This is a genomic window from Paenibacillus amylolyticus (genome assembly GCF_050990605.1).
Taxonomy (GTDB): Bacteria; Bacillota; Bacilli; order Paenibacillales; family Paenibacillaceae; genus Paenibacillus; species Paenibacillus amylolyticus_H.
Genome location: NZ_CP158832.1, coordinates 1,743,411 through 1,765,281, shown reverse-complemented (window position 1 = coordinate 1,765,281; position 21,871 = coordinate 1,743,411). Strand labels below are relative to the sequence as shown.

The window sequence follows — 21,871 nt, the reverse complement described above, 5'->3', positions numbered from 1 at the left end:
ATCCATGCAAGAGAGGTGCTTCCTCATCAACCGTGTTATGCTGTTGCCCATATCATACCACAATGGTAAAATTCGTCAATCCCTTATTGATCTACTTATTCAATGCCAACTTGGCAAGCGCCAGCGAACCACATAGTCCCGCATTGTCACCAAGTCCGGGTGAAACAACATACTGGTCGATGTCTGATTGAAGCGCCGGATGCTGAACGTATCCAGCCAACAACTCCTGCAGTTTGCTACGCACCATCGGGAACAAGTGCTCCTGCTTCATCACCCCGCCACCCATGACAATTTTCTGCGGAGAGAGAATCAGAACATAATTCATCAGTGCGTGTGCCAGGTAATGCGCTTCGATCTCCCAAGCTTTATGATCTGCCGGCAGTTCATAAGCCGGTTGCTCCCAACGTTTGTTAATGGCCGGTCCTGCTGCAAGGCCTTCGAGGCAGTCACCATGATACGGACAGAAACCTTCGTATGTATCCTCTGGATGTCTGCGGACAATGATATGTCCCATCTCTGGATGTGACAATCCATGGACCATTTTACCGCCAACCACAGCGCCAGCACCAATACCTGTACCCACAGTGATATACAGACAGCTCTCAAGACCCTGTGCAGCGCCCCAGGTTGCTTCTCCAAGTGCCGCACCATTCACATCCGTATCAAATGTCATCGGCACGTCAAAATGCTCCTTGAGCTTGCCAATCACGTTATACTGTCCCCAATGTGGTTTTGGTGTTGTAGTGATATAACCATATGTTGGGCTTCCTTCAATCGGATCAATCGGACCGAATGAACCTACACCCAGAGCTTCAATGCCTTTGCCTTCAAAAAACGAAATCACTTGAGCCATTGTTTCTTCCGGTGTTGTTGTTGGAAAACTTACGCGTTCCAGAACCTCTCCGTTTTCCGTGCCAATACCACATACAAATTTGGTTCCGCCTGCTTCAATTGCGCCTAAAATCGTCATGTTAGTCACACTCCCAAGTTAGTTTAAAAAAGAAATAATCGTTCGTGCTTTACTTGATGACACTTTAATTACCCTGCTACTTGTTCTCCAGCTTGGACAATCGTTTCGTTAAAGTCTGCCTCCAGCTGTCTGACAGCGCAGGAATGGCCAGCAACGCCTGGATACCATCGACATTTTCTTTACCCTGATGCATAATTCGATTGGCTTCAAGAACTGTCATTGATCCAGCATCGGTGCTGATCCGTCGAAATATCGATGAAGGCCTTACCTCACCTTCTTGCAGTACACGAAAGTAAAAGCCGGTATGTCCGCTCTCCTGAAAATAAACAGGCAGCTCCTTATAGTCATACCTCGCCCCCAGCTTGAAGCAAGGTTGTCTGGGCTGACTGACCTGCACCGTGGCTTCGCCCAACTCGTACACATCGCCAATCCGGACGTCTTCTTCGGCACAGCCTTCAACCGTCAGATTTTCTCCACAAGCTCCCCAGTCCAGCTTGCGATCCATCAGCTGTTCCAGCGCCGGATAACGACTGTAATCGTATACACAAACGGCCTTGTCAGGGCCGCCATGATGCACCAGATCCGCCTGCGCATCCCCTGTCATTCCAGTGAATGACAGGAAAACCGAGGCGGATACAGGATGTTTCACAATGCCGCTCTGCACTTCACGCTTCTGCCCAGGGAGCGGCTGCGGCAGTCCTACATTAATGGCCAGAACAGCTGTATTGGCCTCCCCCGGCTTTCGATCAGATGTGAGTGTCATTTGCTCCTACCTCCCATTATCACTTTCTTTTAACGCACAGAGCCGCCAAATACCAGTGTATTACTCAAGAGCCGGCCTGGTGAAGTCAGCATTTTACCCCCGGCATACATGCCCGAGGAAGCACCGCCATCCAGATTCATGGCCTGTTTGGCACCAAGCTTCTGCATCACCGCTGCCCACTCCTTGATTGTCGCTCCGGAAACGGTAGCCAGCATAACAGAACCGTCCGCCATGATCGCAATACCACTTCTGGCTCCGGAAGCATTAAGAATCTTGGCATCCTTGAAACCTTCGCTCGTTGGATTTACAGCTACCTTACCGTCTTTTACCAGACGTGGTCCTGCCCCAACAGCAGTCACTACATCTTGCCAAGGGATCTCTTTGCCTGCCGCGTTCGTATACTTATAATTCATTTCTACGGTTGAACCAACGGTGAAACGATCCGAAGAGGACTTTTGGTTGCCTGTGAAAACCAGTACCGAGCCATTCTTAGGAATCGCCACATTTGTATTGGGCACTTTTTTGGTCACGATACCTTTCTCCATGACAACCGCAGTGCCACCTTTGAACCCGACTGTAGCACCTCGTTCAGGCGTATACAGCATTGTTATGCTCGCGTTCGCTGAAGGTGTTCGATTAATAAAGGTTGCATACCAACTGCGTGATTTGCCTTTTGTATCCGTTACTTTACCTGTCAAACTCACCTGAAGTGAATCCATGATCGCCAAGCCGTCTTCCTTAAATCCGATGGATGTTCCGTATCTTCCAATATGTATGACCTTACCATTTGCTATTAACATACCGTATGGATCTGGTGCTCCGTTATATGCTTCAAAAAATGCTCCGTTAATGGCTGCTTGTGCACCATAGGCTTTCACAATCGATGGCAATGTTGCCGTCTGACCCACTTGTTTCTTAGCAAGTCCCACGGTAACCGGTGTTCCCTTCGGAATTGAAACTGTCTGTACGGTAAAATTACGTCCTGCTGCTTTTACTTTCTGTACTTTGGTGCTAATTGCTGCTTTGGCATCCACTGTCTGTGGCGCACTTACTGCTCCCGAAAGAATTACGGGCAAGGCGAGGACGAGGGCCATAGCCCCTGTCCACCATTTTTTGCCTGTTCGTACGTTCTGCATGTTGCTCACCCTATTGCCACTCCCATCCAAGAGCCAAGGCTCTTCATCTCAAGTTGTTCAAACTTGTCCATCACCATATCCGGATCAAGACGCAATTCACAGATATCCAGCGCACAGGCAACCGGAACAGCACAATGAATCTCTGCCAGTTTGCGGGACAGATGAAGCATATCCAGATCATTCTCAATCTTGTTACGCACCGAAGGAGTCAGTTTATCCATGTTGCTCAAAATCCCTTCAATGGAGCCGTATTCCTGTACAAGCTTCAACGCTGTTTTCTCACCAATTCCCCGTACTCCGGGATAATTGTCGCTGGCATCTCCCATCAGACCCTTCATGTCAATCACTTGACGAGGTGTCAGTTGTTTCTCTGCCATAAGCGTTTCAGGGTTGTACACCATGTAGTTGCCATGGCCTTTTTTCATAATAATGATACTCGTACGGTCATTGATCAGTTGCAACATGTCGTGGTCACCCGTCAGTACCATAACATTCATATCGGTCTCTTCGGTATAATACTTCGCAAGCGTCCCGATACAATCGTCGGCTTCGAATCCTTGAGCACCTATATTCGGAATACCCAGGCTATCCATCACTTCACGAATCAGGGCAAACTGGGGAATCAGGTCATCCGGAGCTTCGGCCCGGTTGCCTTTGTAGGCTGCATATTCTTCACCGCGGAACGTCTTACCGCCCATATCCCAACAACATACGACATGACTTGGCCCAAAAGTCTGAACCGCATCCCAGAAATAACGGATAAATCCGTAGACTGCGTTGGTAGGCAATCCTGCCTTTGTACGTCTGATATATCCGCTTGCAGATGTCGCATAAAAAGCACGGAACAACACCGCCATACCGTCTACCAGTAACAAAGTAGGTTCATTACGTTGATTCACTTGAATTTGTTCTCTCCTGTCCTGATTCTATAGAAATTAAACTAAAGTATATTTACACTTACCATTCCGATGACAGAACAACCTTCTGATCGCTGTTATCCCCAGATTTTTTTGATTCCCTTTTCCAAAAGGGAAAATCCGGGGATAAAGGCGAACGCTCCGCTTCTTCAGGTTATTTCTGTCCTCTCCATTTTCGTGTAAATGTTCAGTTTAATTTCTATAGCAAATAAAATATCGAACTAATTCTATCATTATAGCATAGTTCCGCCAACCATCGTTCAGCCAAAAAAGCCCTGAATTTTGAACAATTCAAGGCTGATATTTGGCACCGTTTATGCGTTATTCCATTCCTGCTCGTACGTTTCTTCCTTGAATCCAACCGTCACCTTTTCTCCATCCGTAACGATCGGACGTTTGATGAGACGACCATTGGAAGCCAGTAAACGAATCTGTTCATCGGCTGACATGCCTGGCAGCTTGTCCTTCAATTGTTGTTCTTTATACACTTCCCCACTCGTATTAAAGAACTTCTTCACTTCCAGTCCGCTCTTTCGGATTAGCTCTGTTAGTTCAGATTCTGATGGTGGTGTGTCAAAAATGGGGATTAGCTCCAGCTCATGTCCTTGCGCTTCAAGCCACTTTACAGCTTTGCGGCATGTGCCGCATTTGGCATATTGATATATTTTTAAGTTGCTCATGTTGTGTTCCTCCAAATGCTCCGGTATCGACTTCTCGCTTCCCTTGGTTTGCTTCGCAAATCCAAAAGTCGCTCCAAATCGATACCATCGCCATGTAATTTTACTGACTTTTGCGAATGAGATCAAAAACACACATTCGCTATATTTTTGGATCAAGACCTAACTACGTTTCTTTAATCACTTTAAAATCATTTTAATAGTTTAGACATGTTAACGCATTTATTATGAAAATGCTAAAGATAAACATGAAACCATTAAGATTAGCCTACGGCATGTTGTTCGGGTGCATTATAGCACCCCTCACAAACAAGATTTAAGCAACTGCATTGAACCTCAAGCAGAACAGGCCCAGCAGGATGGAGCGTACAGAAAGCTACGACACCTACCACACAGTGGCCTAACTAAGGAAAATCTAAAACCCTCTTTCTCAGGTTTCCTACAGTTGTTTTCTGGGTGCTGCCTCATCATTCAAACGCTGCTCCAGTGCGGCCATATCTGCTGGAAAAGGCGCCTGGAACGTCATGCGTTTCTGTAAAATTGGATGTTCAAACGTCAATTCACAAGCGTGTAATGCCTGGCGTTCGATCCAGCTGTCCCGTTTTTCCCGAACAGCCATGGTCTGCTCATCGATCTCGTGCACAGGTAGTGTCTTGTACATTCGATCACCGATCAATGGGCAGCCGATGGACGTCATATGTACCCGGATTTGATGGGTTCTCCCACTTTCCAGCTTGAGACTTATCGCACTGGCGCTGCCCCCTGACCAACGTGTTAAGGTCGTGTACAACGTTCTTGCAGCGTAACCATCAGGTGTTACGATTCGGCGGTGCGGCTCTTCAGGATCGCGGTCAATCGGCCCATCCACCGATCCTTGTTCCGGGACTGGGCTGCCGTGCACAAGTGCAATATATTTCTTATCCACTGTTCCAGCGATCATCTGTTCAGAGACATGCTGATGCACATAAGGGTTCTTGGCTATAGCCAGCACACCTGACGTTTCCTGATCAAGCCGATGAATCGGTCTGAACCGGAATCGCTCGCCCATGGATTTCCAGTAATGAACGACTCCATTCGCCAAAGTACCTGTGTAATGACCATGTGTTGGATGAACGATGATGCCCGCATCCTTGTTTACTATAAGCAAATGCTCGTCTTCATACAGAACGGTAAAGGGAATAGGTTCAGGCAAAATGTCATCCGATTCCTCTTGCTCCATCCGAACTTCAACGACATCACCCGCAGCTACCTTGACGCTAATATACACACGCTCTCCATTTAACATGACGCCTTGTTCAGTCAGCTTAATTTTGGACAAAAGCTTACGCGACACCAGCAGCCGGCGCTGAAGCACGGTCTTCAGCAGCCAGCCATCTTCTTGTTCGGTTACCGTGTAGACAATCGGCGAATAATATTGGCTCATTCTTTGCGGCGGAATACTTTTTTGCTCCGCACATATTCAATATCCGCCACCTGTTGTCTCGCGTTGGCCGTCCGTGCAACCACGAAGAAGTAATCAGACAGTCGGTTTAGATACCGTCGTACAGACGGGTTAATATCTGTATGTTGTCCAAGTGTTACCGTGCGACGCTCTGCGCGACGACATACCGTACGGCACACATGAAGAGCCGAAGACAGCTGACTGCCACCTGGAATAATGAACCGTTCCACTTTGGGATTTTCTGCATCATATTGGTCGATCCATTGTTCCAGACGTGTGACCATTTCATCTCTCACCTTATATTTGGTCTCACTAATCTTCACAAAGGCCAGATCCGACCCGCAATCAAATAGTTCCTGCTGAACTTCCAGCAGATGCTCACGCAGATCTTCAAATTCGCCTTGAGCAGAGTCAATAAGGCTGATTGCCTGGCCTACAAAACAGTTCAACTCATCAATCGTGCCATAAGCCTCAACTCGGTCATCATCCTTGATGACGCGTCCACCGATGACCGAAGTCTGTCCTTCGTCACCTGTTCGTGTATATATGCCCATCGTTATCCCTCCAATTGGTAATATAATAATGAATACCGGAATGCCATTTTTTCAGAAACCCGTTTATCGCTTTACACGTATATAAGAATTGGTGTGCTCTGCCGAGTATACGACAAATCGAAGAAAACCAAAAGTAAAGGAGACGACTATGCAAACCTGGATAACCGATTTCATGGAACAATATGGCTACATAGGCATTGCACTCATTATTGCTCTTGAGAACGTATTTCCCCCGATTCCATCCGAAATCATCTTGCCGTTTGGCGGATTCATGACCACCTATACCAGTCTCACTCTTCCAGGAGTTATTATCGCCGCAACCATTGGCTCCGTCCTTGGTGCTGTTCTCCTGTATGGTATTGGACTACTCATTGACGTCGAACGCCTTGAGAAAATTGTGGAACGCTGGGGACATGTTCTGCGCATCAAAAAAGAGGATATTCACCGTGTCGATGCATGGTTTGACAAATATGGCATGTGGACCGTATTATTCTGCCGAATGGTTCCCCTCGTCCGTAGTCTGATCTCCATTCCGGCAGGCATGTCCAATATGAAATTTGGTTTATTCCTTCTCTTTACAACCATTGGTACATTGATCTGGAATGTTATTCTTGTCTGCGTTGGTGCTGCGCTTGGCGCATCATGGGAGAGCATTTTGCACTTTATGGACGTCTATTCCATCGTGGTGTACGTCATGCTAGCCATTATTGTTATCGGATGTATCATCTGGTGGATCAGACGTAGCAAAAAGCAAAAATAAAGAACGATGATAAAATAAAGCCTCCTCGCCACCAATTCGTGGTTAAGGAGGCTTCTTTACTTCACCCGTTATGTCATCTCACTATCGTTCATCTTCATTTCGCATGCCCTGACTCTTCAGATCAATAGCCAGACCAGATACCAGCAAGTACATCTTTTCAGCATGTATCTGCAGCATCCGGTTAACCGAAGCCATTCTCGCTGTAAATATTCGTTCTTCCTCGGTAGGATGCAATGTGCCATGCATTTCATTGGTAATCACAAGCAACTTCCCCTGATAAGACAATAACGCATCAAGCAAAAGCTGTGTCTCTGAACGCTGATGATCCAGATCCTCTGTTGCCCTGAAACCGGCAGCCATCCAGGAGGTCAGACTGTCTACAATTACAATTCGCTGATCTGCCAAAAACAGATTGGATTCCCGATTAATCTGGGTGATCACCTCTGTCAGATGCTGACCGTTTCCGGCATGAATGGCACGATAATGAGCGGATGGCAATTCGGGAATAACGGGATCATGATCACCAGTGGATAAATATACACCCTCCCGGCTAATCCCGGCTGCGTACTTGAGGGCAAACCGGGTTTTACCACTACCTATGCCCCCTGTGACCGTAATCAGCAATCCGCTTCCCTCCTTCCATAGCCATTCTGAATTTTCTTTACTCTGTCAGCGCCTTCAGCACTTTTTTGGATTCTTCGACATTGGAAGATGACAATGGAATGGTGGCGAACAAATTGCTCGCAGCATATTCTACATCTTTAAACATTTTCATATCTTCCAGTGGAATGCCGTAAAGATGTGATTCTTGTTTGATATCTGAACCTCCATCTCCTTGACCCTTCTCTACCAACACTCCACCCTCAAATACCCCCCGTTCATACTTCTTGGGATCAAAAGTATCATCCAGCGGAACATTGGAGCCATTACTACCGTATTGTTTCATGTCAGCTTCTGGTAAAATGAAGATATCATGTCCTCCAGCAGCATACTCTACCATAATTTTCTGAACATCATACATCGCACTGGTGATCACTTCAACCTTGGGTTCCTCACCCAGTTTCTGTTGCAAATTGGCCTGTAACTGTTCAGATATCACAGATGGATTGCCTTGGTTATCAATGATAAAAATGGAAAAACCATCTTTACCTCCACAACCAGCAAGCAGAAAAACGATAGAAATGATCGCAGTAAGCCCCCAAAATCTCTTCATTCCAGTTCCCCCTTTAGTCTCCTATGTCCAATATATCACAATTGTTCCACGCAAAAAAATAACCTGTTTTATTGGAAGATTAGCCTTGCTTTACACAAAAAAAGAAGACCTTCTCAGGTCTCCCTTTTTAACTTCAATTAATGAAACGTTTCAATCCAGCAAAAAGGTTATTTTCCTTTAATCGGGTTAGCCTTCATATATTCATTAATCTTTAAATCCAGCAAACTGCTGATCTCAATTACAATATCGGATGTGAATGATTTCTCTTCGAGAAAGATCTGTTCCATCTTGCGACGAAGCATATGAATTTCATCTTCCAAGGAAATGTCATGCAGAGATGCGTTATCGGGTTTCACCGACCATCGGTCGCCATGATCGCCTTCTGCCAGAACGTGCCCACGATTCGTCGGTAAATCATATTCAACACAAAACAAAGCTAACCCCTCCTTGGAAAAATGGTTTCCAAATTTATGAAATCTTATTTCAAATTGAAATTATATCACATTATTTTGTAAAAGAAAGTTATTTTTTTTCCAATGATAACAATGCTATATTTGTAAAAACATTCTACTTTAGTATTAACCCTCTTTTTGAAGTTTGTAAACAAAGTTTCCGATTCGTTCCAGAGCTTCATTTAATTGGGTTACAGAAGTAGCATAGGAACAACGCAAGAAGCCTTCACCCTGAGGGCCAAAAACATTGCCGGGAACAGCAGCCACTTTATTTTCCGTTAACAATCGCTCAGCAAACAGATCGGAACTCATACCCGTCTTTTGAATGCTCGGGAATGCATAGAATGCTCCCTGAGGTTCATGACAATCAAGTCCAATATCTCTAAATCCCTGCACAATCAAACGTCTGCGCTGATTATACGATTCTACCATCCGATCTTTCTCACCCAAACCATTCGTCAATGCCTCAAGTGCAGCAACCTGGCCCATGGCCGGCGCACACATTACCGTATACTGATGAATTTTAAGCATGGCTGCAATAAGCTCAGGGTGACCACACATGTAACCGATCCGCCAACCTGTCATTGCAAAAGCCTTTGAAAATCCGCTTACGAGAATGGTCCGCTCCTTCATGTCAGGAATAGCTGCAAAACTAACATGTTTTTGCGTATACGTCAATTCAGCGTAAATTTCATCAGCGATCACAATCAGATCATGCTTTTTAATCACTTCAGCAATAGGCAGCCACTCTTCATACGTCATGATGGCTCCAGTGGGATTACTCGGATAACACAGAATAACCACTTTTGACTTCGGTGTGATGCCAGCTTCAAGTGCTTCGGCCGTTAACTTGAACTGATCTTTCGCGTAGGTTTCAACACCAACCGGTATACCTCCACCGATTGAAGCGATTGGTGAATAAGCCACGTATGAAGGTTCAGGAATGAGAATCTCGTCGCCAGGTACAATTAATGCTCGCAAAGCCAGGTCAATCGCTTCACTGCCACCCACGGTAACAATAATCTCATCCTTGGGATCGTATTTGGTATCAAACTGAGTATCCAGATATTCACTAATGGCTTCTCTCAACTTCGGCATACCTGCGTTGGATGTGTAGCTGGTCATGCCTCTTTCCAGCGAGTATACACAAGCTTCACGCATATGCCAAGGTGTAACAAAATCAGGTTCACCCACACCCAATGTGATAATATCCTTGTTATCTCCAACCAGATCAAAAAATTTACGTATTCCGGATGGAGGTATCTGCTGCACGAGAGGCGCCAGATAAGAAGTCATTTTCTTGTTGTTCCCGGTTGTCTGTTCATTCACTATCATGACACATCTTCCTTTACGGCGAGATCATGAGACGGTTGTCTTCCTGATGGTCTTCAAAAATAATCCCGTCCTGCTTATATTTTTTAAGAATAAAATTCGTTTTGGTTGAAAGTACAGAGTCTATCGGAGACAGTTTCTCCGACACAAAATTAGCGACTTCACGCAGGTTGCCACCTTCCACTTCAACGAGCAGATCGTATGCACCGGACATGAGATATACGGACTTCACTTGCGGATAGAGATAAATGCGTTCGGCAATCCCTTCAAAGCCACGACCACGCTCCGGCGTGATCTGCACCTCAATCAGGGCCGTTACTTTTTCATCATCTATTTTGCTCCAGTTCACGACAGTAGCGTATTTCACGATGACGTGGTCTTGTTCAAGCTGTGCCACGGCGTTCTTGATCTTGTCTTCCGACTCCCCCAGCAGCGTCGACAGCAGTGCGGGAGTCCTTCTCGCGTCTTCCTTCAGCAGATCCAGAACTTTTAATTGCAGATCGTTCAAATCTTTCATGTTTTCCCTCCAGCGTCATCCAGGTTCCTGAAAATGAATTAATACTTATATTACATGAATTTGACGTTGATGCATAGACAAAAGACCGCCTGCCCTGAATTCGGGCAAGCGGTGGTATGGTCCTGGAACGTTAGGTGCTTCAAACCTCTTTTGCGAAGGTTACATGTAATAAGGGTTACCGTAATTCGGTTGATGCTGAGGCACATTAGGAGCTTGGCTATATGAACTGTTTTGCGAATTCTTTTCCTGGATGAATTGCTGACACTTCTGTTGGGTCTGATGTGCAGACTGGATTTGCTTGTCCACATCCTGACGAAGTGCTTTGGACGACACCGAATACATGTTGTTTTGCTGCATCAGGTTGAACAGTTCACCTTGCAGTCTTAATGTATCGTTCGTTAAATCATTGAACATTCTACGGGTTGCGGGGCAGGAAGATTCAGTAGTTGCTGTTGTATATTCACGTGAAGTTCGTCTTAAATCTGCAAGAATCGACTTCAGCAAATCTTGTTCTTGCATAAAATTTCCACCAGATGACAAAGATTGAGTGTACACGTATTTTCCTCCTATACTTTGAAATAACTTGTCATGTTTTGAGCTTTACTGTGATTGCGTTGGTGCAAGAGATTGATGTTGCTGTAACGCATTGACAAGAGTATTCAGATGCTGCTCATGTGAGCGAACATAATGATTCAGCGCCTGTTGAATTTGCGGATTATGTGTGATGGAGGCTGTGGCTGCACATTGTTTGATTAACATTTCCTCATTGGAAATTGAATCCGCGATATAGTTCAGTTCCTTGGGGCTCAGTGCTTGCATTTGTGAGTTTTGCATGTATATCTGACCTCCTTAATCTAAAGTTATTGCGAATTTATTGTTACCCTAACCTGAAAAAGTATACTTCAACTACATTCAACAGAGGTGATCAATTATGGAACTTATTAACGGAAAAACGTTTTGGCCAACTACCTTGGCTTCCCATCCCCAATATCCTGTTTTGCAAGAAAACCTATCCTGTGATTGTTTAATCATCGGTGGTGGAATGGGAGGCGCTTTGTCTGCCAAGCTTTTGACGGATCAGGGGATTGACACCGTTGTTATTGACAAAAGAGATATCGGTTATGGCAGCAGCATGGCAAATACGGGCCTGCTCCAATATACGAATGACAAAACGCTCACCTCTTGTATCCAGACATTTGGAGAAGAACGCGGTGTTCGATTCTACGAATTATGCCGGGATGCCATGCACCATCTCGAAAAAATTTCATCGAAGCTTGAGATTGATCCTTGGTTTGTGCCTCGCACAAGTCTCTATTGTGCCAGTCATGAGGAAGATGTAACGTTACTTGAGGAAGAATATCGTAACCTGAAACATTATGGATTTGATGTGGAGCTGTGGGATCAGGAAAAAATCAGTGCACTGTTCCCGTTCAGCAAACGTGCTGCACTATACACAAGTGGGGATGCTGAAGTTAATCCGTATCGTTTGGTTCACTCACTATTCCACTCAGCCTCATTGCAAGGAGCAAGAGTCTATGCTCATACTGAATTCACCCATTGTGATTATGATGAAAATGGTGTCCTATGTTACACACCTCATGGCACTATACGTGCCAAACATGTTATTTTCTCAACAGGCTATGAAACACAAGAAATCAAAAAGGACAAAGGGGCATACCTGCTAAGTACATATGCCATTGCTACCAAGCCACTACAGGATCTCAGCAGCTGGTATAAGCAATGCATGATATGGGAGACCGAACGACCTTATCTATATATGCGCACGACTCCTGACGGAAGAATTATTGCTGGTGGACTAGATGAGAATCGTCCTCGAGAAGAGCAACGGGCGATCAAGGCGGTTCATAAAGGTGAGATTTTGTTACAGAAGATTGCGGAGTATTTCCCATTACCTGATCTCGAAGTCGATTACGCTTGGGAAGCTGTCTTTGGAAGCACCCATGATGGTCTTCCGTTAATCGGTCCACACCCAGACTATCCGAATTCGTACTTTGTTGAAGGGTATGGAGGCAACGGTACCGTGTACAGTATGATTGCCGCCTCTCTGATTGTGGATGCCATTACGGGCAAGCAGAACCCTGATATGGATCTATTCTCACTTACACGTACAAGTAAACCATCTCCTGTATAACTAACAGCTGCACAAATACAAATACAAATACAAACAGGGTACAGTACAAGGAAAGTCCTCTCTTTCCCTGCATTGTACCCTGTTTATATGCTAAAAAGCTGCTACCCCGACGGCTCTTAACCTTCCGTCCGATTCAATAATTTTCGCATGAAAAACCAGCCGATCAGCGGGAAACCACCCAGAACGATAATAAGCCAGGTTAACATGCGCAGGGACGGAGTATTCATGACCGTTATAATAAATATGGTCAACCCGAAAATTCGGCCACCCATCAGACATAACTCTCTCAATACGACAAGTTCAACCCTTTTCTCCACATTTTCGCCACTTGTACCCATCATGTCGAATCCCGCTGATATCATAGGTAAAATATACAATGGCATCGCAACAGCACTCCCAATCCCCATGATTAACAGCGTACCATAGGTCACTTTCCAGAGAAGAGGAAGCAGCACAATGAGCAGAATGAGCGCTCCAATAAACATGCCTTTTAATCTGTATTGTGGTTTGAACCATTTCCCGGCTGCCCAATAACTTACTAGTGCCACTGCAGAAGTGATGAGTGAGAACTGCCCTAATTTGTACTCCTGTGCAGTAGCCAAATATACAAGCAGTGCAATCAGGAAGGCAAAGACACCTTCACGTGCACCCTGAGCGAATAAACCCCAGCCTAAGGTCCTCCAGGGACTATCCCGCTTGGATAACTGTATCCAAGGCTCTGACCAGCGGTATGTACCGCTCACCTTTCTTTTTTTTAGAAAAAAACTAAAAACTACCGCTATGACATAAATAACGAGTGATACCGTGAAGATGAGTTGATATCCTGTGTTGTCTGTCATGCGAGTAATAATCAGACCCGAGAACCATGGACCTATAATTCCTGTCATCGAACCAAGTAACCCGACCCAGCCATTGAATAGATCCCTGTTTTTCCGATCCGTTATTTCAAAATACACAACATTAAACGCAATCCAGAATAGCCCCAGGGAACAACCCAGTAATATACCCAGAGGCCATATCCAGTCTACAGCTTTGGAACCAGCCCAGAGGACGATCATATAAAATATGCCGGACAGCGCAGTACCTAATCGTAGTGCACTCATTTTATTGTGTTCCTTGACCCATTTCCCAGCAAGCCAGAATGTCAGTCCAATGGCCAGTTGCTGGCTGAGAGTGAACCACCCCAACATGGCATAATCCGGACGGCTTTTCCACAGAAACACATTCAAAAAGGTTCCCGACAGCGCTCCGGCTAACGCAAACAATCCATTCACGCCCAAAAGCAGAATGGATTGTCGGCCCAAAGTAATCTTCATCTGCTCCTCCTTCATCCACCTGAAGTGAACTATGTACAGGTAGGTCTTAGGATTAACGTGCCCCAAGCAAGAGGAAAACATGATGAATCTTCAGGATTGCTTTGAAATTAGTTAGAATCTCCGAAATGTTTATTACTGCGAACTCAGGTTCTTAATCAGACGCAGACGATCTTCCTCAGACAGACTGTATTGAACTTGGAAACATCCCGAACATACATAGGTCAACACCTTAAAAGGTGGTGACAGTAGGGAGTCTTCACCCGAAGCTGCGTTAGCAACTGGAGTAAAGTTATCATGCGTTGCAGCTTGTGTACCTGCGAGAATCATGAATTCCCGGCAATTCGGGCACTCCGGCACTTCTTCCTGATGATCAAGTTGCTTCTGGACACCTTGTTCATACTGAATGAGGTCATTACCTTCATCCGCGTATTTGGTCAACGTTCGCAACTCAGGCAATTTGAGCTCAACTTCATCCCCCCACAGATCTGAAAGATCCGTCGTCTGTTCCTCATCCTTTACATTATCCACATCATAGATGTCGTCCTCAGCTTCATCGTTCTCTTCGTCACCGATGTTAATGTTGAGCGTTCGATAACCCTTCAATTCATTATGGCAGTATGGACACTCTTCTTCAGGGCCGAGTTCCTCATCCCATACAATCTCCGTGTGACACCAAGGGCATATTGTTGTTTCCATATTCAATCAACCTTTCTCTTTCATCTCATCATGTATTTAATACATAGATCACACCGATGGCAAAAAACACGATCGATGCCGCAAACAGAATCCGTATCAATATCTTCATGACCGGTCCCCCTAGATAATGCTCGCGCCAATAACATATGACAGCGAGACTGAAATAATCATGGATATCAATCCAACAGCTCGGTTGTCCGCCGCGATCTCCTTATCAATGGAGAATACGGGTGTCAGGAATTCGAACAAAAAATAGGCAACGAGCAGAAGGAAGAACCCAACAAACGACCACGTCATGGCTTCATACACCGAAGATTTAGCTTGTATGCAGAAACGCAGTACGTTGCAGATCCCGAAGATCTTACCTCCTGTAGCCATCGCAACGGCCACATTGCCCTTTTTGATCTCCGTCCAGCATTTATACTTGGTCACCAGTTCGAAGCAAGCCAGAAATATGAGCAGCTCCATAATCGCTACCGAGAAAAAACCGAGTACCATCCCCAAGGGATGAGACAGCAATTGGTCAATGCTTTCTATCACGCACCGTTCCCCTCTCCCCATCTGCGACCTTCATGAATAAGGTCGCAGAATATCATTCATTCATGGACCGGCTATTCCAATTCTGCGACGGTCACACCGTTCCCGCCTTCTCCGTAATTGCCCAGCCGGTAGCTTTTAATATGTTTATGCTTACGCAGGTAATCCTGAATACCGGAACGTAAAATCCCTGTACCTTTACCGTGAATAATATAAACTTGGCCCAGGTTGGCAAGGAAAGCTTCATCAATGAACCGATCTGTCTCCATCAGGGCTTCTTCCAGGTTAGTACCACGCAGATCCAATTCACTTTTCACATTGTCATCACGTGTGCGTTTCATACCCGTTACCGGTTTTTGTTTCGGTTTGGCTGCGGGAGCCGATTGCTGCAGTTCCAGGTCATCCAGGGATACTTTCATTTTCATAATCCCCAGTTGTACCATAGCGTCTTTGCTGCCCGACATCTCTACTACATGGCCTTTTTGATTCAAACTGTAGACAAGCACTTCATCACCAGGACCGATGGCACGAGTCTTCGGCGCTGTTGCCGTCTTCTTGACCGTTTTCCTGCGTTTCTCAGGTTCCGCCTCGTCCAGCTGTTTGCGAGCAGCAATGAGTTTGTGCTCCTTCACGGAAGCACCTTCTTCCATAGCCAACAGGCGAAGATCTGCTATAATCTTCTCCGCTTCCGCGCGAGCCTTGTCCACAATGCTGCGTGCATCTTCTTCTGCTTTTTCAATCCGTCGATCACGCTGTTGCTCCAGCTTCTCAAGTTCCGTCTGATGACGACTGCGTAATTTCTCCATGTCCTGGCGCAAGCTCTCTGCCTTCTCACGCTCTTGTTCAGCCGTAAGACGGTTCTCTTCAAGAGAAGCAATCATGTGCTCAATCCGTTGATCCTCTTCCTTCACTTCCCCACGGGCGTAGTCGAGAATGTAACCTGGTAGTCCCAGTCGCTCTGCAATGGCAAATGCATTACTTCGTCCAGGTACACCTACCAGAAGGCGATAGGTTGGACTCAATGTATTGATATCAAATTCCATGCTGGCATTAATGACACCTTTACGCTCATATGCGTATGCTTTCAGTTCACTGTAGTGGGTGGTTGCAACCATGCGACATCCCGTCCGGTGCATATGCTCCAGCATGGAGATCGCCAGTGCGGACCCTTCAGCCGGGTCTGTTCCTGCTCCAAGTTCATCGAGCAATACCAGACTTTTCGGCGTCATGTTCTTCAGAATGCGAATGATGTTCGTCATATGACTGGAGAACGTACTCAGATTCTGCTCAATACTCTGCTCGTCCCCAATGTCTGCATAGATCGCATCAAATACACATAGCTGACTGCCATCCTCAGCGGGAACAAATAAACCGGACATCGCCATCAGGCTCAGCAATCCAATCGTTTTGAGCGTAACCGTCTTACCACCCGTATTCGGACCTGTCACGATAATGGATGTGTAATCATTTCCCAGTTCAATGTCGATTGGAACCACGTTTTCGATCGGTATCAATGGATGACGGCCCTTCTTCAGTTTGAGGAATCCGCGGTCATTCATGCGTGGTAATGTTGCTTTCAGTTCACGAGCCAGACGTGCTTTGGAAAAGATAAAATCAAGCGAGCCCAGCAAGTCGACATCATACAGCAGCCATTCACCCTGCTCACTGACAAGTGCCGTCAATTTCTGCAAAATAATTTCTATTTCGCGTTCTTCCCGAATCCGGGTTTCGCGTAATTTGTTGTTCATGGCTACAATCGATTCCGGCTCAATGAACAATGTCGCACCCGAACCGGATTGATCGTGCACAATCCCGCCAAAGTACGAACGATATTCAGCTTTTACCGGGATAACAAAACGTTCTCCTCTGATGGTGATAAGCTGATCCTGCAACATCTTGGATACAGTAGAGGATCGAATCATGGAATCCAGTTTTTCGCGAATACGCGCTTCTCCGCCTCGCAGCTCACGACGGATCTGAGCCAACGTTACGCTTGCACTGTCAGCAACCTCTGCATTGTCGTCAATACAGATTTTGATGGCATCCTCAAGCGTTTTTTGCTCTGACAGTTGGTCACTGATATAGAACAGAGATTCGATGGGCTCATCCTCATGCAAAGTACCAATCTGACGTTTCAAGCGCCGCGCCGCAAAGGTCGTGTTGGATATTCCCAAAAGTTCGTGAGGATTCAGTGTGCCTCCAATTTCAGCACGTTTAATGGAAGCTGTAATATCTACAATTCCCCCAAACGACGGTGAGCCTTTCAGGCGATCAAATGTGAAGGCTTCATCGGTTTGCTGCAGCAACCGCTTCACTTCTTCAAGTTCACTGCTTGGTTCAAGTTGCTCCGCTTTCTTTTTTCCCATAGTCGTCTGAGCAAAGCTAAGCAATGTATTTAAAATTTTGCGATATTCCAGTGTGTGTAAAATTTTCGTGTCCAAGTGTACAACTCCTTCCAAACTATATCTGTATTATAACGAAAGAAACTTTCTTACGCTATTTAACGAATCCTTCCACACATAACTTCAACCATAGCACCACAAACTACAGGTGTCAGGATTGTGCAACCTCTCCATCCCCTTGGAGTTGCCCTGCACAGTTCAATCCGAATAAAAGGAGGTAAACACCATGAATTTTCTGGGACATGTCGTGCGATTTATCATCGCTGCAATTGTATTAATGGTGGTTAGCTGGATCGTTCCCGGATTCGCCGTTGGTGGCTTCTGGAGCGCCCTTTTGCTTGCTCTCGTCATTGCCCTGCTCGGCTGGATCGTTGAAGGTATCTTCGGCAAAAGAGTCAACCCGTTTGGTCGCGGTATTGTCGGATTTATCGTTAGCGCACTGGTGATTTGGCTTGGTCAATATGTTGTAGATCATGTTGAAGTCAGCCTGCTCGGTGCCATTCTCGCTGCGCTGGTTATTGGGATTATCGATCTCTTCATCCCGGTATCCACCCCTTTTGATGCCGGACGCCGCTCCAAAAGTTAATCTCCACTTCACCTTAACGTCCCCATGAATTCTCCTAAACCTCTGAAGGCCCTGGGCCGGAAGAGGTTTATTTCATTAAGCAGTACGCACGCTCTGCCGTACACGTACAATTTTCAAAAAAACGACATACGCAGCGTGTACAGGCATCCACATATTGCGGTATGATGACTGGAGCAATCATTCAAATTTTATCCATATCACGCTTTAAGGAGGCACATGATGAAGAAAGGCATAACATGGCTCGCTGCCTGTATGTTAATTCTGGTCCTCACTGCATGTGGAGGGGCGAAACAGTCCGCAGAATCTGGCAGCAATGGATCCGATGCTGGAGTTACAGCCAGTGAAGAGCTGGTCATCAAGGCAAGTAACTATGAATTTGATCAACCTGAGTACCATCTTAAAAAAGGCGTTCCCGTCAACATTGTTTATGAAAATGTAAACGGAAATCACGGTATCCTTGTGCCTGAGCTGAATCTTCAACTGGATACCAGAAATAGTTCCAAAGTGATAACCCCGGACAAAGTTGGTGAGTTTGAAATGTCTTGTTCTGTCTTCTGTGGTTCAGGACACAGCAGCATGATCTCCAAAATTATCGTTGAAGAATAGGTTTCAAGACAAGGAGCCCCCGCAGCGACGGGAGCTCCTTCATTAGTATAACAAATTGTACCAGAGTACGTTGCCCACGAGCCAGTTCTGCTACATTCATTCCGCTAGGTCTGGTCCTGTTCAATTAATTCAATCCATTCGTTATATTCCGTCTGCAATTTCGTATATTCATCATGCAACTGACGATATTCCGTGTTCAGCTGCTCTGCCTTCTCCTGCTCCATTTCACGTTCAACCTGTAACAAACGTAATTGATTGGCCGCTAATTCGTAACGCTCCCCCATCTCAAGCAGTTCAGTTTCCATGATCTCTTTCTCTTGGGTCGCTTCTGCACGTAACTTGTCCAGCTGCTGTCGTTCTTGCTCCATTCCCTCCAGCAACTCACTACTTGCAGCACTTTCTCTCTTCCAAACCGTCAGTTCATTTTCAAGTGCAGCCCAGCGTTCCTGCCAGGATTGTTCCTGAGCCGCCCATTCATCTGCACGGCGTTGCCACACCTGGTCATTCTGCTCTGCTTGTTCAACGCTTGAGCGAAGTTCTTCTTCACGTCTTGTCAACTGCTCCAGACGGGATGCCAACCCGGCCTGTTTGGCTGACAGTTCTTCATGTTTGATCTGCCACTCCAACGCTTCTTCCTCAGTCTGGGCTAGGCGGCTCTCTTGCTCCGCGTAGCGCTCGGAAAGTTTAGCTGAAGACTGTCTTGCTTCTTCAAGCAACCTTACAATCTCTTGCTTCTCCTTGCTCAATTCATCAATCTTGGAACTGTAATTCTCTTCCCTTTGTAATGCATCACTGTAATCGTTACGGATTTGTTTATAGTTATCCTGAAGTCGGTTCAGCTCTTCCCGAACAACATTTAGCTCAACTTCAAGCTGATTGCGTTTCTCTTCCAATAGCTCTGCATCCTTCTGGTATTGCACAGCCTCTTCATGGTTGAAACGAGACTCTTCCTTCACCACAGACAATTCATCATGAAGGGATTGCACACCAGACTCCAACGTTTCATTTTGTTCAGCAACTTCGAGAATCTGGTTCTCCAGGTCCCCGATCTCAGCCAATCGCTGCTCAGCAAGGTCCTTCCATGACTGCTCACGTTCCGTAAGCGTGCCGATCTCATTCTGCAATGTACGCACCGCAGCATGAGCCTGTTCAAGCACCTTATGCAACCTGCGCTGTTCCTCTTCCGACTTCACTTCAGCCTCACGAAGCTTTTGCACTTCCTGTTCAAGCTGTGCATGCTGCTCCTGAAGTTTGTGTAGCTGTGCTGTGAGAGAGGTTTCTCTATCCACGGTTTCATTATACTTCTGCTTCCATTGTTCCTGTGAATCACGGGATTGCTGGGCAGCCTGCTCCGTTTCACGCAGAAGCTCCTGCAACTGGGAACGGTCCTCTTTCAACTGCTCCAGTTGCTGCTCCAGCTCCGTAATTCGGCGAGTCTGAACTTCCTGCTCCTGTTTACGGGCCCCATGCTCATGACGTAACGATTCCAATTGACCACGCTCGTGCTGAAGCTGCTGTTCTTGCTCTGCAACCATGTCCTGTGCACTGATGAGCTGGGTCATTACTTCTTCTAATTGTTCTTCGACATCTAATAGTCTAGTCTCCGCCTGTTTACGTTGTTCCTCAAGCTGCTGCTTGAGCTTGCCCCGTTCTTCTTGCAGAATGGCCTCTGCTGCCGATGCAGCTTCTGTTGCCTGGGATGCTGCTGCTTCCTTGGCTTGCTGCAATTGTTCCTCGAGGGTTGCTTCTTTCTCCATCCATTCAAGTTCCAACTGCTCGGATAACGCCTTGAACTCCGCAGTCAACTGATTGATCTCAGTCAGGCGCTTCTGCTCCGCTTGTTCCTGCAAGGCAGCCCGCTCCTGATTCGCTTGATCCGTCAGAACCTGAGTCTGTTCCAGCGCTTTTTCTTCAGCCTGCTGGAGCCGAAGTTCCATCTGTTGCTGAAGTTCGTTATACTGCAGCGCTGCTTCTTCCTGAGCTTTCTTCAGGTTGTTCTCCGCCTGCTCCAACTCGGACAAAATGGCTGACTCGGCTTCTTCCTTGGCTATTTGAACCTGCTGTGCAGCTTTGGCTTCAATCTGTTGACGTTCTGCTACGGCACGGCTTTCGGCTTCTTTTAATTGAGCTGCAGTCTTGTCCTGTAACTCTTTATATTGCGCCGCAGCTTTGGCCTGCGCCTGCTGCAATTCGGCTGCAGAACGGTTCTGAGCTTCTTTGAGCTGGGAAGCAGCCTGTGCCTGTACATTTTTAAGCTGGTTAGCCGCTTTCTCTTCCATTTCCTTCAGCTGTTTCGTTCCCTTGGCTTCTGCTTCCTTCAGTTGTGCCGTCGCTTGCGCCTGCAATTTCTGCACTCGCTCCGTTGCTTGAAGGCGCTCTTGCTCCAGCAGCGTATTCAACTTGGCTATCTCTGAATTTTTGTCGGTTTCGGACTTTTGCAGCGCCTGCTCTGCTTCAATCTTCAGCTTCTGCAATTCAGCAAGAGCCTGGTCACGCCGTTCCAATTCTTGTTGATGTTCATTTTGTATGGCGTTTAACCGATTCAATTCGTTTCTCAGTTCTGTACGTTCTCCAGTAAGCATCTTCAGTTCATTACGGATTTCCTGAGTCTGAAGAGACTGTTCAGCCATATGTACAGCCGCCAGTACCGCAATACGCGGTGTATCCAAACGGGAATTTTGCTTGGAGATCGCGCTCATACGCTCATCTACCAGATTAGCTACTTGTTTCATATAGTCGGCACTGCTGCCAACCAGTTTATAGGAAGTCCCGTAGATCTCTACGGTGACGCGTGTACGATCAGGTGTAGTCACAGTTGTGCCCTCCTTCAAGTCTGTATGTTGA

At 46.3% G+C, this 21,871-nt stretch carries 23 protein-coding genes; 4 read left to right on the top strand and 19 right to left on the bottom strand.

Features of this window, described 5'->3' with window-relative positions; translation table 11 throughout:
- Positions 1 to 91 precede the first annotated feature (91 nt).
- The 7 genes from ABTV53_RS08140 to ABTV53_RS08110 all read right to left on the bottom strand — a co-directional run bounded on the left by ABTV53_RS08140 (position 92) and on the right by ABTV53_RS08110 (position 6,458).
- On the bottom strand, positions 92 to 970 hold the full coding sequence (locus ABTV53_RS08140; RefSeq protein ID WP_047842269.1) for an ROK family protein: 879 nt from the start codon (positions 968 to 970) through the stop codon (positions 92 to 94).
- A gap of 76 nt (positions 971 to 1,046) precedes the next feature.
- Positions 1,047 to 1,733, bottom strand: a complete 687-nt coding sequence (locus ABTV53_RS08135; RefSeq protein WP_433752194.1) for an MOSC domain-containing protein — start codon at positions 1,731 to 1,733, stop codon at positions 1,047 to 1,049.
- Between the two features lie 29 nt (positions 1,734 to 1,762).
- The gene (locus ABTV53_RS08130) at positions 1,763 to 2,869 is read right to left on the bottom strand and encodes a phosphodiester glycosidase family protein (protein WP_433754120.1); all 1,107 of its coding nucleotides are present in this window, start codon (positions 2,867 to 2,869) and stop codon (positions 1,763 to 1,765) included.
- A 5-nt stretch (positions 2,870 to 2,874) separates the two neighbouring features.
- On the bottom strand, positions 2,875 to 3,768 hold the full coding sequence (locus ABTV53_RS08125) for a 5'-3' exonuclease (RefSeq protein ID WP_017689620.1): 894 nt from the start codon (positions 3,766 to 3,768) through the stop codon (positions 2,875 to 2,877).
- 332 nt (positions 3,769 to 4,100) lie between these two features.
- Entirely contained in the window at positions 4,101 to 4,466 is a 366-nt protein-coding gene (locus ABTV53_RS08120; RefSeq protein WP_433752193.1) for an arsenate reductase family protein, read from the bottom strand.
- A gap of 436 nt (positions 4,467 to 4,902) precedes the next feature.
- Positions 4,903 to 5,886 carry an RluA family pseudouridine synthase gene (locus tag ABTV53_RS08115; protein ID WP_433752191.1) on the bottom strand — a complete coding sequence of 328 codons (984 nt, stop codon included), beginning with the start codon at positions 5,884 to 5,886 and terminating at the stop codon, positions 4,903 to 4,905.
- Complete coding sequence (locus tag ABTV53_RS08110) at positions 5,883 to 6,458, bottom strand: cob(I)yrinic acid a,c-diamide adenosyltransferase (RefSeq protein ID WP_036610088.1); 576 nt, start codon at positions 6,456 to 6,458, stop codon at positions 5,883 to 5,885. Before ABTV53_RS08110 ends, ABTV53_RS08115 begins: the two co-directional genes overlap by 4 nt.
- Positions 6,459 to 6,606: 148 nt before the next feature.
- Here ABTV53_RS08110 and ABTV53_RS08105 point away from each other — a divergent pair, with 148 nt between their 5' ends.
- A complete protein-coding gene (locus ABTV53_RS08105) occupies positions 6,607 to 7,218 on the top strand; it encodes a DedA family protein (RefSeq protein WP_433752190.1) in 612 nt (203 codons plus the stop codon).
- A gap of 81 nt (positions 7,219 to 7,299) precedes the next feature.
- Here ABTV53_RS08105 and ABTV53_RS08100 read toward each other — a convergent pair whose 3' ends face one another.
- The 7 genes from ABTV53_RS08100 to ABTV53_RS08070 all read right to left on the bottom strand — a co-directional run bounded on the left by ABTV53_RS08100 (position 7,300) and on the right by ABTV53_RS08070 (position 11,566).
- Positions 7,300 to 7,842: a bifunctional adenosylcobinamide kinase/adenosylcobinamide-phosphate guanylyltransferase gene (locus tag ABTV53_RS08100; RefSeq protein WP_017689625.1), complete on the bottom strand. Its 543-nt coding sequence runs from the start codon at positions 7,840 to 7,842 to the stop codon at positions 7,300 to 7,302.
- Between the two features lie 37 nt (positions 7,843 to 7,879).
- The gene (locus ABTV53_RS08095) at positions 7,880 to 8,431 is read right to left on the bottom strand and encodes a hypothetical protein (protein WP_433752188.1); all 552 of its coding nucleotides are present in this window, start codon (positions 8,429 to 8,431) and stop codon (positions 7,880 to 7,882) included.
- Positions 8,432 to 8,598: 167 nt separating this feature from the next.
- Positions 8,599 to 8,820 (bottom strand): aspartyl-phosphate phosphatase Spo0E family protein, encoded by a 222-nt coding sequence (locus ABTV53_RS08090; protein WP_176872852.1) that lies wholly within the window; start codon positions 8,818 to 8,820, stop codon positions 8,599 to 8,601.
- Positions 8,821 to 9,009: 189 nt separating this feature from the next.
- Positions 9,010 to 10,218 carry an aminotransferase class I/II-fold pyridoxal phosphate-dependent enzyme gene (locus ABTV53_RS08085; protein WP_036610094.1) on the bottom strand — a complete coding sequence of 403 codons (1,209 nt, stop codon included), beginning with the start codon at positions 10,216 to 10,218 and terminating at the stop codon, positions 9,010 to 9,012.
- A 13-nt stretch (positions 10,219 to 10,231) separates the two neighbouring features.
- On the bottom strand, positions 10,232 to 10,732 hold the full coding sequence (locus tag ABTV53_RS08080) for an Lrp/AsnC family transcriptional regulator (protein ID WP_024628343.1): 501 nt from the start codon (positions 10,730 to 10,732) through the stop codon (positions 10,232 to 10,234).
- Positions 10,733 to 10,891: 159 nt separating this feature from the next.
- The gene (locus tag ABTV53_RS08075; RefSeq protein ID WP_433752186.1) at positions 10,892 to 11,287 is read right to left on the bottom strand and encodes a spore coat protein; all 396 of its coding nucleotides are present in this window, start codon (positions 11,285 to 11,287) and stop codon (positions 10,892 to 10,894) included.
- 45 nt (positions 11,288 to 11,332) lie between these two features.
- Complete coding sequence (locus tag ABTV53_RS08070; protein ID WP_433752184.1) at positions 11,333 to 11,566, bottom strand: hypothetical protein; 234 nt, start codon at positions 11,564 to 11,566, stop codon at positions 11,333 to 11,335.
- A 97-nt stretch (positions 11,567 to 11,663) separates the two neighbouring features.
- Here ABTV53_RS08070 and ABTV53_RS08065 point away from each other — a divergent pair, with 97 nt between their 5' ends.
- Positions 11,664 to 12,884 (top strand): NAD(P)/FAD-dependent oxidoreductase, encoded by a 1,221-nt coding sequence (locus ABTV53_RS08065; RefSeq protein WP_433752182.1) that lies wholly within the window; start codon positions 11,664 to 11,666, stop codon positions 12,882 to 12,884.
- 116 nt (positions 12,885 to 13,000) lie between these two features.
- Here the strand turns inward: ABTV53_RS08065 and ABTV53_RS08060 are convergent, their stop codons facing one another.
- From ABTV53_RS08060 to ABTV53_RS08045, 4 genes are all read right to left on the bottom strand, one after another.
- Positions 13,001 to 14,200, bottom strand: a complete 1,200-nt coding sequence (locus tag ABTV53_RS08060; protein ID WP_433752180.1) for an MFS transporter — start codon at positions 14,198 to 14,200, stop codon at positions 13,001 to 13,003.
- Between the two features lie 132 nt (positions 14,201 to 14,332).
- Positions 14,333 to 14,896 carry a hypothetical protein gene (locus ABTV53_RS08055; protein ID WP_433752178.1) on the bottom strand — a complete coding sequence of 188 codons (564 nt, stop codon included), beginning with the start codon at positions 14,894 to 14,896 and terminating at the stop codon, positions 14,333 to 14,335.
- A gap of 120 nt (positions 14,897 to 15,016) precedes the next feature.
- Entirely contained in the window at positions 15,017 to 15,457 is a 441-nt protein-coding gene (locus tag ABTV53_RS08050; RefSeq protein WP_433752177.1) for a DUF350 domain-containing protein, read from the bottom strand.
- A 50-nt stretch (positions 15,458 to 15,507) separates the two neighbouring features.
- Positions 15,508 to 17,874, bottom strand: a complete 2,367-nt coding sequence (locus ABTV53_RS08045; protein ID WP_433752175.1) for an endonuclease MutS2 — start codon at positions 17,872 to 17,874, stop codon at positions 15,508 to 15,510.
- Between the two features lie 187 nt (positions 17,875 to 18,061).
- Here ABTV53_RS08045 and ABTV53_RS08040 point away from each other — a divergent pair, with 187 nt between their 5' ends.
- Positions 18,062 to 18,421, top strand: coding sequence for a phage holin family protein (locus ABTV53_RS08040; RefSeq protein ID WP_433752173.1), 360 nt, complete (start codon positions 18,062 to 18,064; stop codon positions 18,419 to 18,421).
- A gap of 216 nt (positions 18,422 to 18,637) precedes the next feature.
- Positions 18,638 to 19,027, top strand: a complete 390-nt coding sequence (locus ABTV53_RS08035) for a cytochrome C oxidase subunit II (RefSeq protein WP_433752171.1) — start codon at positions 18,638 to 18,640, stop codon at positions 19,025 to 19,027.
- 104 nt (positions 19,028 to 19,131) lie between these two features.
- On the opposite strand, the gene ABTV53_RS08030 is transcribed toward ABTV53_RS08035, so the two are convergent.
- The gene (locus ABTV53_RS08030; RefSeq protein WP_433752169.1) at positions 19,132 to 21,840 is read right to left on the bottom strand and encodes a hypothetical protein; all 2,709 of its coding nucleotides are present in this window, start codon (positions 21,838 to 21,840) and stop codon (positions 19,132 to 19,134) included.
- Positions 21,841 to 21,871 lie beyond the last annotated feature (31 nt).